Origin of the sequence: Amphritea japonica ATCC BAA-1530 (assembly GCF_016592435.1) — a bacterium.
Taxonomy (GTDB): domain Bacteria; phylum Pseudomonadota; class Gammaproteobacteria; order Pseudomonadales; family Balneatricaceae; genus Amphritea; species Amphritea japonica.
On the sequence record NZ_AP014545.1, the window covers coordinates 1,017,714 to 1,029,580 of the forward strand.

General features: G+C 47.4%; 11 protein-coding genes. All 11 read left to right on the top strand.

Annotated elements, in window-relative coordinates; all coding sequences use genetic code 11:
- Positions 1-6 precede the first annotated feature (6 nt).
- The 11 genes from AMJAP_RS04675 to mraY all read left to right on the top strand — a co-directional run bounded on the left by AMJAP_RS04675 (position 7) and on the right by mraY (position 11,865).
- Positions 7-918, top strand: coding sequence for a glycosyltransferase family 2 protein (locus AMJAP_RS04675; RefSeq protein WP_019621911.1), 912 nt, complete (start codon positions 7-9; stop codon positions 916-918).
- On the top strand, positions 915-1,766 hold the full coding sequence (locus AMJAP_RS04680) for an SGNH/GDSL hydrolase family protein (protein ID WP_019621912.1): 852 nt from the start codon (positions 915-917) through the stop codon (positions 1,764-1,766). Before AMJAP_RS04675 ends, AMJAP_RS04680 begins: the two co-directional genes overlap by 4 nt.
- Positions 1,766-3,622, top strand: coding sequence for a carbamoyltransferase family protein (locus AMJAP_RS04685; RefSeq protein ID WP_019621913.1), 1,857 nt, complete (start codon positions 1,766-1,768; stop codon positions 3,620-3,622). Before AMJAP_RS04680 ends, AMJAP_RS04685 begins: the two co-directional genes overlap by 1 nt.
- Entirely contained in the window at positions 3,612-3,962 is a 351-nt protein-coding gene (locus tag AMJAP_RS04690; protein WP_019621914.1) for a hypothetical protein, read from the top strand. Before AMJAP_RS04685 ends, AMJAP_RS04690 begins: the two co-directional genes overlap by 11 nt.
- A gap of 455 nt (positions 3,963-4,417) precedes the next feature.
- Positions 4,418-4,873 (top strand): division/cell wall cluster transcriptional repressor MraZ, encoded by a 456-nt coding sequence (gene mraZ / locus AMJAP_RS04695; RefSeq protein ID WP_019621915.1) that lies wholly within the window; start codon positions 4,418-4,420, stop codon positions 4,871-4,873.
- 20 nt (positions 4,874-4,893) lie between these two features.
- The gene (rsmH, locus tag AMJAP_RS04700) at positions 4,894-5,832 is read left to right on the top strand and encodes a 16S rRNA (cytosine(1402)-N(4))-methyltransferase RsmH (protein ID WP_019621916.1); all 939 of its coding nucleotides are present in this window, start codon (positions 4,894-4,896) and stop codon (positions 5,830-5,832) included.
- The gene (gene ftsL / locus AMJAP_RS04705; protein WP_019621917.1) at positions 5,829-6,179 is read left to right on the top strand and encodes a cell division protein FtsL; all 351 of its coding nucleotides are present in this window, start codon (positions 5,829-5,831) and stop codon (positions 6,177-6,179) included. The genes rsmH and ftsL overlap by 4 nt, the downstream gene beginning before the upstream one ends.
- Positions 6,169-7,884 (top strand): peptidoglycan D,D-transpeptidase FtsI family protein, encoded by a 1,716-nt coding sequence (locus AMJAP_RS04710; protein ID WP_019621918.1) that lies wholly within the window; start codon positions 6,169-6,171, stop codon positions 7,882-7,884. The genes ftsL and AMJAP_RS04710 overlap by 11 nt, the downstream gene beginning before the upstream one ends.
- 2 nt (positions 7,885-7,886) lie before the next feature.
- Positions 7,887-9,383, top strand: a complete 1,497-nt coding sequence (locus AMJAP_RS04715; RefSeq protein WP_236588744.1) for a UDP-N-acetylmuramoyl-L-alanyl-D-glutamate--2,6-diaminopimelate ligase — start codon at positions 7,887-7,889, stop codon at positions 9,381-9,383.
- On the top strand, positions 9,380-10,783 hold the full coding sequence (locus tag AMJAP_RS04720) for a UDP-N-acetylmuramoyl-tripeptide--D-alanyl-D-alanine ligase (protein ID WP_019621920.1): 1,404 nt from the start codon (positions 9,380-9,382) through the stop codon (positions 10,781-10,783). The genes AMJAP_RS04715 and AMJAP_RS04720 overlap by 4 nt, the downstream gene beginning before the upstream one ends.
- A complete protein-coding gene (mraY, locus tag AMJAP_RS04725) occupies positions 10,783-11,865 on the top strand; it encodes a phospho-N-acetylmuramoyl-pentapeptide-transferase (RefSeq protein WP_019621921.1) in 1,083 nt (360 codons plus the stop codon). The genes AMJAP_RS04720 and mraY overlap by 1 nt, the downstream gene beginning before the upstream one ends.
- The last annotated feature ends 2 nt before the right edge of the window (positions 11,866-11,867 follow it).

Genomic DNA, 11,867 nt, shown 5'->3' on the forward strand with positions numbered 1-11,867 from the left:
AGAGCAATGAATAACATATCCCTTTCAGTCGTTGTGATTTTTCATGAAATGCAACGTGAGGCAGAGCGTACACTGTACTCTCTGAGTGCTGCTTATCAGTCGGGTGTGTCTGCACTAGATTATGAGATTATTGCAATTGATAATGGCTCTGTTTGCCCTTTAAATCCTGATCGCGTGGGGGAATTAGGGCGGAATATAAAATATCATTATTTTGATACCGATTCAGTTTCACCTGTGGATGCAATTAACTATGGAGTAAGCATCGCTGAAGGTGAATTTGTCGCGGTGATTGTGGACGGCGCAAGAATGTCTACGCCAGGTTTGATTGGTAGAACCCTAAAAGCACTCGAATTAGTTGAGCAGCCGTTTGTTTGCGCGCTTGCCTGGCATTTAGGGCCTGACGTGCAAAAAAAATCTATGTTAGAGGGTTATAATCAATCCGAAGAAGATCTCCTCTTAGACTCAATTGATTGGCAGAAAAATGGTTATAAACTCTTTGATATTTCTACTATAGCGCCGTCTTCTAAAGCTGGTTTTTTAGGGGGAATGCCGGGGGAGTGTAGTTGGTTTGCTATGCGGCGTTCCCATTATCTGTATATGGGGGGCTATGATCCGAGGTTCCAGGCACCCGGAGGAGGGTTGGTTAATCACGATTTTCTGAACCGAATTACTCAGCAGTCTCAAATATCACCAATCATTATTTTAGGTGAGGGGCTGTTTCATCAAATTCATGGTGGCGTTGCGACAAACTCAAAGCCTGGTGAGCACCCTTTGCCGAGCTTTATGAGGGATTACGAAAAAATTCATAATAGGCCTTTTAAATTTATCCGACATGAAAGTCCACTCTACTTCGGAGAAGTTTCAACTGAAGCGGCCCGCTTTCTGGCTAGTAGCATAGATAATGGTTATAAGTTTTGATTGTTTTCAAACCTCGTCAAGTGTTTAAACCTCATCCTGTTCTTGGGTGGTCTTTGGCTCCTGGTGCTCAGATTGAGGTGCCATTTCGTAATAATATTATTCAAACTATTGGTTCTGATGGATGGCGTGTTACTCCCGGCCAAACAGAGGCAGCTGAATTCAATTTTGCGGTATATGGTTGTTCGTTTACCTATGGTACTGGGTTGGCTGATAGTGAAACTTTCGCAGCACTCCTTCAGAATTCATTGAAAAATGTAAATGTGTTAAATCGAGGGGTTGGGGGACATGGTACTGTGCAGAGTTTCCTGCAGTTCCGACAGGATGTTAAAAAAGGTGTTGTTCAAGCTGCGGTGTTTGGTGTTATCAGTGACCACAGGTTTCGTAATATAGCCCACCCACAAAGAATGCGACATTTTTTGAAAATGGATTGGTATGAGCGAGGCGTTGAGCATTTTCCTATTGCTAAGCAGGATCGAAATGGCAAACTGGAGATTGACTATGTAGCTATCTGGCAGCCAAGTATTTTGCGTCATGACTTTGATGTATTCCTTCCAAATGACTATATGTTAGATCAAGCTACTTTTTCAGTTTTTAAAGCGATAACGGAGTTTTCTGAGCTTCATGGTATCCCTGTGATAATTGCGCTGCTTGACCAGTTAGATCCAGAGTTTAATATTGCTATGTTGAGTGGTTTTTCGAATGCTATCGATGTGTCTGCTCCCTGGGATAAGTCTCATACGTTTCTGCCAAAGGATATACATCCGAATGCGTACGCTAATCGTCTCTTTTCTGAACGATTGTTGGTGCCGGTCAAAGGTTTATGCGAGTCTGTGGAACGGAAAATCTGATGTCTGGTGAAAAAATTGTCTTAGGAGTTTCTGGTCTTTTTCATGATTCAGCTGCAGCACTCGTTAAAGGTAATAAGGTGCTGGCGGCAGCACAAGAGGAACGATTCACGCGTAAGAAGGGAGATGCCAGTTTTCCTGTTAATAGTATTAAATACTGTCTGAGGCACTTGCCTAAAGGTTGTGATTTGGACGCTGTGGCATTTTACGAAAATCCTCGTTTAAAAATGGATCGTATCTTTAAAAGTGCAGTAAGAAATGCTCCCAGAGGTGCGCCGATATGGGCTCAAGCACTGCGCGCGGTAGATGAGTTAAATCGACAGTTGCCCAAGGCGCTATTGGGTATTCTGGATGATCCGGAAAAACTATTTTTTTCGACTCATCATAGGTCGCATGCTGCCTCTGCTTTTTACCCATCCCCTTTCAGCAAGGCTGCAGTCTTGGTTGTGGATGGTGTGGGCGAGTGGTCGACAACCTCTATTTGGTCGGGTGACAGGAATGAGCTGGTTCCGCAGGGAGAGGTTCGTTTTCCTCATTCATTAGGACTGTTTTATAGTGCCTTTACCCAATACTGTGGTTTTAAGGTTAACTCTGGTGAATATAAGCTTATGGGGCTTGCTCCATTTGGTAATCCGATATATGAACAGAAAATACTCGATGAAATGATTGATGTAAAACCGGATGGATCGTTCACGCTAAACTTAAAGTATTTTGAATTTCATACGGGTGTAAGCACAATAAGTCCTTTGTTTGGTTCATTTTTTGGGGAGCCTGCCCGGCTGCCTGAAAGTCCTGTTTCTCAGCACTTTATGGATATAGCCGCTTCTGTTCAGTCAGTAATTAATCAGGTTATGCAGGCGTTGGCCCGTTCGGCGCTAGAGCTTACAGGGATGAATCGCCTTTGCCTTGCTGGTGGGGTCGCGCTCAATTGTGTAGCTAATAGTAAGATTTTTCTTAATACGCCAGGTCTTGAGGGTGTTTGGGTACAACCTGCGGCAGGGGATGCCGGAGGTGCTTTGGGTGCGGCGTTCGATGTGGCGCTACAGCTTTCGGAAAGGCCTAAACCGAGTATCGATAAAGCGATTAAAAATAAAGATGGCATGCAGGGTGGATATCTTGGTCCGCACTATTCCCCTGTTCAGATCGAGTCAGCACTGCAAAGAAACCGGCTAGTTTATACTAAGTATGAATCGGATGAGCAGTTGTGCCACGCTGTTGCTGACTTGTTGGCTAAGGGTCAGATTCTGGGGCACTTTGATGGGCGGATGGAATTTGGGCCCAGGGCCTTGGGGAATCGATCAATACTTGCGGATCCGCGACCTGTAGATATGATGAGTCGTGTGAATTTGAAAATTAAGTTTAGAGAAGGCTGGAGGCCCTTTGCTCCTTTAGTTTTGTTGGAAGAGTCTGAAAGGCTTTTTGAAGGTATAACCGAAAGCCCCTATATGTTGTTGGTTTCTAGGCTTAATAAGCGATTTTGTACCGGTCCTAAGGTAAATGATGTTCGAGGCTCAGGTGTTTATAAGTTGGCAGAATTGCAGCGGTCAGTAACGACGGAGTTTAATGCTATTAGTCATATCGACTATAGTTCTCGCTTGCAAACAGTAACCAATGAGAGTGAATCGCGGGTATATCGTATTCTTAAGGCGTTTCACGAATCTACTGGTTGTCCGATGCTATTGAATACCTCCTTTAATGTCCGTGGTGAACCCATTGTCTGTGCGCCAGGGCATGCAATTAAATGCTTTCTAAATACGCATATGGATGCGTTGGTTATTGGAGATTTTATCGTAAGTAAGAGTGCACAAGAGTCTTGGGTTGCCGGTAGAGTTGGGAGGATGAAATTTAATGACGACTAGTAAGTTAGAATTAATGGAGTTATATGCAGATGTGATTCTGAAGGCCTCAGATGCGGGTGTCCTCAACAAAGGTGAGCAAGTATTCCGTAGTAGTGATCCAAGCTATTTCTCGCCTCCAAGTCAGGATTTAGTATCGCCAAGTGTGGCTTTGTCAGATTTGTTGGAGGGTGGCCCCAGTTTTATGTTGGCTCTTGCTGCAACATACGAGATAGAAGGTGAGCACGCTCTTGCAAAAGCGGTAAGAGATGTTGAGTCTTTTTTGGCAGCTCCCGATGTGAATCTGGATATGAAAGAGTATAGAGCCCGCCGTATTCTTGATTATGTTTATCCCGTAGTTTAATGCTGTGTTTATTGATGTTGGTGCATATCTTAGTAAAATCGCCGGCATTCAAGGTTAAGGTTTCTCTACTCTGCTGCAGAGATGGGGTGTTGATGTTATTTAAACGCTAGGCAGTGCTGATGCGATGATGAATTTATAGTTATTCAGGTCATGGTGTCTTTACATGTTCATAGTGCTTTATTAAATATCGTGTATTTCTTTTTATTCACTTTAGTTGCGGCTGCTTTTGTCAGGGCCATTTTTGAGTTTTTTTAACTCTCTGTTAATCCAATGGTTTTTCTCCAGCGTTAGATTAATTACTAGTTCTGTATTTATCGAGCTAATACTCCTTCCCATTTTGGTGCTTTCACTGACGTTTTCTTCCTTGCAAAGCCGGGGGTTAATTTCTATAGTGTGCAGTAGTGGGTAAATGTGGGTAAATGTGGGTTAAATTGGTTTAGCGGGAGGTTGTTTCAGTGTTTCGAGGGGTCAGCCCAATCAATCTTGATGCCAAAGGCCGTATGGCCATACCGGCGCGTTACCGTGACAAGATCACGGAGCTCTGCTGTGGAGAGTTAGTGGCGACGATTGATACCGAGGAACGCTGCCTGCTGTTGTACCCGCTTGCTGAATGGGAAGAGATTCAGGAAAAGATTGAGGCGTTACCCAGCTTTAATCCAGCCGCCCGACGCATACAGCGACTATTAATTGGTCACGCAACCGATCTGAATATGGATGGTAATGGTCGACTGCTACTGCCTGCGCCGTTGCGTGATTACGCGGAATTGACCAAAGAAGTTGTTTTGCTGGGGCAGGGTAACAAGTTTGAAATATGGAGCGAAGCACGCTGGTTAGCCACCCGTGAAGAGTATCTGGCTGAGGCCGATGGTGGTGCTGAGTTGCCAGACGAATTACAGAATTTATCACTATAAACCGACAGGGGTCAGCGCACATGAGTGCAGAGTTACAACATATCACAGTATTGCTGAATGAGGCTGTGGATACCCTGGTCGATGATCCTGAAGGGTTTTACATCGATGGTACCTTTGGGCGCGGCGGTCACTCGGCTTTAGTATTGAGTCGTTTAGCAGAACAAGGTCGTCTGATGGGGATCGATAAAGATCCTGAAGCGATTGCCTGTGCAGCAGAGCGTTTTGCAGATGAACCACGCTTTAGTATCGAGCGGGGATCATTTTCACAGCTGGAAGAGTTTGTTCGTCAACGTGAGCTTGCCGGACAGGTTGATGGTGTGTTGTTGGATCTGGGGGTCTCGTCTCCTCAATTAGATGATCCAAATCGTGGTTTTAGTTTTATGGCTGACGGACCGCTGGATATGCGGATGAACCCAGACGTGGGTGAAAGCGCGGCTGAATGGCTAAGTCGCGCCAGTGAAAAAGAGATCGCTGATGTGATGTACACCTATGGCGAAGAGCGTCACTCCAGACGTATGGCCCGGGCAATTGTGAATGAGCGTGAGCTCGAGCCGATTGTAACGACTGGGCGTCTGGCGAAGATTGTTACTGAGGCGAATCCGGCATGGGAAAAAGGTAAGAATCCGGCTACTCGTGCATTTCAGGGAATTCGAATCTTCATTAACCGTGAATTAGAAGATTTGGAAGATTGTCTGGATCAGGCGCTTGATATGTTGAAACCTGGGGGACACCTTGTGGTAATCAGCTTCCATTCTCTGGAAGATCGAATTGTTAAGCGGTTTATTCGTAAGCATGTTAAAGGTGATGACCACCTGCCGCCTGGTATTCCGGTAACACAAGATATGTTGAAAATTCGTTTGAAGGCAGTAGGAAAAGCAGTGAAGGCTGGCCGTGATGAAGTTTCAGATAACCCGCGCTCCCGGAGTGCAGTGATGCGGGCAGCGAAAAAAATACGATGAAGCTGAATGTGCCACTGCCGGGATGGCTGAAGGCCGAAGAAGAACCGCCGGTTGGAAAGCTGATCAAGCCTGTTGAGTTAGTAGGGCCCGGGCTGGCGCTGATGAGCGCAATTGTTTTTGTGGTGTTGTCCGCATTGATGGTTATCTGGTCGGCGCATCAGTATCGGTTGTTGTTTAATCAGCAACAAGAGTTAGTGCAGCAATGGGATGAGCTTCAGGTTGAGTGGGGGCAGTTGTTGTTGGAACAAGGGGCGCTGGCTGCCAATAATCGGGTAGAGTCGGTAGCCATTAAGCGTTTAGGGATGCGAATTCCTGAGCAGGTAGAGGTGATCAGAGATGAGCGATGAGCAAGTGTTACAAGCTCGAGCGGCCAGAGGCTGGCGCTTATGGCTGGTTTTTGTCTTGCTGTTTCTGATAGCGGGTGCCGTTGCAGCCAAAATGCTCTCACTGAATGTTCAGGAACAGGCGTTCCTGAAGCGTCAGGGTGATGCCCGAATTCTGCGTACAGCTGTAATACCTGCTCACCGAGGAATGATTAGTGATCGTAATGGTCAGCCTTTGTCGGTGAGTGCGCCAGTGTCGACCGTATGGATGAACCCAAAAGAGTTTGATCGACAAAACGCTTCGATCACTAAACTGGCTGGATTATTGGGTACCGACAAAACGGCATTGCTGAAACGGGTTGCCCGCTTTCAGAAAAAGCAGTTTATTTATCTGAAACGTCAAATGACGCCTATACAGGCGGCGCAGGTTGAGGCGCTGGATATGCCTGGGGTTTATGTTGATCGAGAATACAAACGATTTTATCCCGCAGCAGAAGTTGCTACTCACCTGGTTGGTTTTACCAATGTCGATGGAAAAGGTCAGGAAGGGATAGAGCTGGCTTTTCAGGATTGGCTGCAAGGGGTTCCTGGCAAAAAGCTGGTGATGCGAGATCTGTTAGGGCGAACGGTTAAGCATATCCGTGAGTTAGAGCCGATGTCACAAGGCCATGATTTACAGTTGAGCATTGATCTGCGCCTGCAATACCTGGCATACAGAGAGCTAAAAGCAGCTGTGCAGGCGCATAAGGCGGATTCAGCAGCGATGGTTGTACTGGATGCGCATACGGGCGAAGTGTTGGCGATGGTGAATCAACCTTCATATAACCCAAATGACCGGAGTAATCTGGGGGCAGGTATGGAATCGCTGCGTAACAGAGGGGTAACCGATACCTTTGAGCCGGGTTCGACAATGAAGCCTCTGACGATTGCAGCTGCGTTGATGAGTGGAAAGTATTCACCGAGTACGGTCATTGATACTTCGCCAGGTTATATCAGGGTCAAAGGTAAAACAATTCGGGATCACCGTAACTATGGTGAACTGGATTTAGGCCTGATTATTACGAAATCGAGTAATGTCGGCGTGACTAAATTGGCACTGGCAATGCATGAAGATGCGGTGCGAAATGTGTTTCAGAATGTTGGTCTGGGGCAGATATCGGGTACGGGTTTTCCCGGTGAACAGGCAGGAGTGCTGCCCTTTGTCCCGAAAAAAAGGCTGGTTGAACGGGCAACAATGGCATACGGCTACGGCTTAGCTGTAACGCCTTTGCAGCTGGCGCAGGCGTATTTACCCTTCGCTTCGGGCGGGCTGGTTCGGCCTGTTTCTCTGTTGAAACTTGACCGGCCGGAACCTTCCACCAGGGTAATGCCTGAAAAAGTGGCTAACCAGGTGCTTCGCATGATGGAAACGGTAACCCAAACAGGTGGTACGGGGCGTCGTGCTGCGATTGAAGGATATCGGGTTGCTGGCAAAACCGGGACGGTGCATAAGGTGGGTTCTGGTGGTTATGCCGATGATCAGTATGTCTCTATTTTTGCCGGTGTTGCACCGGTTGATAATCCTGAAATCGTCGCGGTTGTGATGGTGGATAACCCGAAAGGACAGGAGTATTACGGCGGTGAAGTTGCAGCGCCGGTGTTTTCCCGTGTCGTGGGTGGTGCATTACGCATGTTGAATGTAGCGCCGGATAACTGGCAACCCGCCTCATCACAGATGGTGATGAAGTGAACGTGAGCTGTTTTACTCTGGCTGAGCTGCTACCCCAGCTAGCCCAAAGTGATCTGGCTGGAATGAAGGTCTCCGGGATCTGTCAGGATAGCCGAAAAGTAAAACCGGGAGATTTGTTTTTCGCCCGTGATGGTGTAAGCCATAAAGGAATCGATTTTGTTTGCTCCGCTGCAGCAGAAGGGGCAGTTGCTGCGATTGTTGATGACGTAGCGCTGGCTGCAGCGGACTCTATTAACGTGACCATCCCGCTGATTGGTGTGCCAGATGTGGCCGCTTTAATCGGCGGGGTTGCTTCACGTTTCTACGGGGAGCCTTCCCTTAATATGCGTGTGGTGGGTGTTACCGGTACTAACGGTAAAACCTCATGTGCTCATTATATTGCCCAGGTATTGGAATTCTGCGGAGAAACCTGTGGTTTAGTCGGTACTGTGGGTAATGGCCTGTTGGGCCAGTTAAACATCGCCACCCATACAACGCCGGATGCTATTCATTTGCATAAAATGTTAGCTGAATTAAAGCATCAGGGGGCTAGTGTCGTGGTGATGGAAGTATCCAGTCATGCGCTAGATCAGCAGCGGGTATCTGGTGTTCATTTTGATGCGGCAGCTTTTACCAATCTGTCCCGTGATCACCTGGATTATCATGGTGATATGGAAAGCTATGGCGCGGCAAAGGCGCGTCTTTTCTGTGACATGGATATCGATCACCAGGCTGTTAATGCTGATGATGCTTATGGTAGCCGGATTCTTGCTTTACAGGATGGGCAGCAGCGCATTAGTTTTGGTGAGTCTGAAGGGGTGGATGTCAGGGCGACAGACGTAACGCTTTCTGCAACAGGCATTCGTGCTCAAATAATGACGCAGCAGGGAACCTTTGAGATGGAAGCGGGTCTTATCGGCCGATTCAATCTGAGTAATCTATTGCTGACGATTGCTATAGCTGAACGGTTGGGCTGCTCCATTGGCCAAATTGATACGGCGTTACGACAATTAACAGCCGTTCCAGGGCGTATGCAACGGGTATCTCTATCACAACCTTTGGTTGTTGTTGATTATGCCCATACACCAGATGCATTGGAAAAAGCGCTGGAAGCGCTTAGGACTCATTGTCAGGGGCAGCTTTGGTGTGTGTTTGGTTGTGGAGGCGATCGTGATACCGGAAAACGCACCCAGATGGCAGTGGTGGCTGAGAAACTGGCGGATCGTGTAGTGGTGACTAGTGATAATCCGCGTACTGAAGATCCGCAGCAGATTATCGCGATGATTATGAGTGGTTTTAAAGATGCAGATCAGGTGGTGAAAGAGGCCGATCGTGCAAATGCGATTGAGAAAGCGATTACTGAATTGAAATCGCAAGACATTTTACTGATTGCTGGAAAAGGGCATGAGAATTATCAGGATATACAAGGGGTGAAAATGCCGTTTGATGATCTGGCGGTTGCCCGCAAAGCGCTGGACTTATCCATTGGGAAGTCTGGGGAGAAGGGGGCCGTACAATGAATGGTCCGTTTAACCTGAGTGAGCTTGCCCCGGCTTTATCCGCCCGCTTAATAGGCGGAAGCTGTGAAGTGAAAAATGTGAGTACGGATACTCGTAACATTAACGCGGGAGATCTGTTTATTGCGTTACGTGGAGAAAATTTCGATGCCCATGATTTCGCTTCTCAGGCGGTTATGGATGGTGCTGTTGCGGTAGTCGTTGAGCGTGAAGTTGATGTCGATGTACCCCAGTTAGTTGTTACCAATACTCGCATGGCGTTGGGTAATATTGCTGCGTTTAACCGCAGTCGATTTGAAGGTGTGTTGTTTGCTGTCACCGGTAGTAGCGGCAAGACTACGGTAAAGGAGATGTTAGCGTCGATTAACCAACTCCGTGGCCAGACATTAGCGACCCAGGGAAATTTGAATAATGACATCGGAGTGCCGCTGACTTTACTTCGGTTGTCAGAAGGTGACCGGTTTGCTGTGATTGAGATGGGCGCGAGCGGTGCGCATGAGATTGCTTACAGTACGCACCTGGCTCAACCGGATATAGCTATTTTAAATAATGCCATGGGTGCGCACCTGGAAGGGTTTGGTTCTCTGAAAGGGGTAGTGCAGGCAAAGGCCGAGATTTTTGAAGGGCTTTCTGATAAAGGCACGGCCATTATTAATCTGGATGATCCCCATGCCCCGGTGTGGTTGGGGATGCTGCAGCAACAGCCAGTAATGACCTTTTCATTAGTGAATCCACAGGCTTCTGTTTACGCCAGTGAACTCAGTTTGCAGGATAATGGCTGTTACGCCTTTAACTTGAATTATGAGGGGGTTCAGTACCCTGTCAGTCTTGGATTGATGGGGCGGCACAATGTGGCAAACGCTTTAGCCGCAATAACGGCAGTACTGGCCGATGGGTGTGATCCACAAGTTGCGGCTGAAGGTGTTGGGCATTGCCAGGGTGCGAAGGGTCGAATGCGTCCGACAGAGTTAGATGAACAAACACTGCTGATTGATGATAGCTATAACGCTAATCCCGATGCGGTGAAAGCTGCGATTGATACTTTGATTGAGTTGCAGGGTGAGTCGGTGTTGGTACTGGGTGATATGGGCGAACTGGGCGAAGGCGCAGAGCTGCAACATAGAGATGTGGGGAAATATGCCGCAGTTAAAGGGGTTGATGCTCTCTATGGCTGTGGCGTAATGAGTGCCGAAACGGTGAAAGGCTATAGTGCTGCTGGTGGAAAGCAGTCTGAGCATTGTACGAATAAAAGTGCAGTGATGAGTATGCTTAGTCAGTTGCCTAAACATAAACGAAATCTGTTGGTGAAAGGGTCTCGAAGTGCAGGAATGGATCAAATTGTGACAGAGCTTATGAAAACGAAAGTTGTAGTTGCCGATTCTAATGATGGGAGTGATCACTGATGTTATTGCTTTTGGCCGAATGGTTGACTGAATATAGCAGTTTTTTCGCTGTATTCAGTTATCTGACTCTGCGCGGAATTCTGGGTGTGCTAACAGCATTGGCAATCTCCCTGATGTTGGGGCCTGCGCTGATTCGTAAGCTGAAAAGTAAGCAGATTAAACAGACTGTTCGTAACGACGGACCAGAGTCTCACTTCAGTAAAGCGGGCACGCCAACCATGGGCGGCGCGTTAATTATTCTGGCTATCATGATCAGTAGTCTGCTTTGGGCCGACCTGACAAATCGTTATACCTGGATAGTCCTTGGAGTGACCTTTATTTTTGGTGCTGTTGGCTGGGTTGATGATTACCGAATGGTGATTGAAAAGAGTAGCCGGGGTCTTCCTGCGCGCTGGAAGTATTTCTGGCAATCAGTGGGAGGGCTGGGAGCTGCGATAGTTCTCTATGTTACAGCTCAATCACCGGCTGAGACTCAATTGATTCTCCCCATTTTTAAAGACGTAGCCCTGGAAATGGGGCTTTTCTTCATTGTCTTTACTTACTTTGTCATTGTTGGAACCTCCAATGCGGTTAACCTGACGGACGGTCTGGACGGTCTGGCTATTTTGCCAACGGTACTGGTAGCGGGTGCGCTGGGTGTTTTTGCTTATCTAGGGGGTAACGTCAACTTTGCTGAATATCTGCATATTCCTTATATAGCGGGTTCAGGTGAGTTAATTATCATCTGTGGTTCGATTGTTGGAGCCGGCCTTGGCTTTCTTTGGTTTAACGCGTATCCCGCGCAAGTCTTTATGGGGGATGTTGGCGCGCTGGCGCTAGGCGCTGCGCTGGGCGTTATTGCTGTGATTGTTCGTCAGGAATTTGTGCTGATGATTATGGGTGGCGTGTTTGTGATTGAAACCGTTTCGGTGATTCTGCAAGTAGCATCATTCAAGTTGACCGGCCGTCGAATTTTCAGAATGGCGCCGTTGCATCACCATTTTGAATTGAAGGGCTGGCCAGAGCCCCGCGTTATTGTTCGGTTCTGGATTATTACTGTAGTGCTGGTTCTGATCGGATTAGCGACACTTAAAATACGTTAATG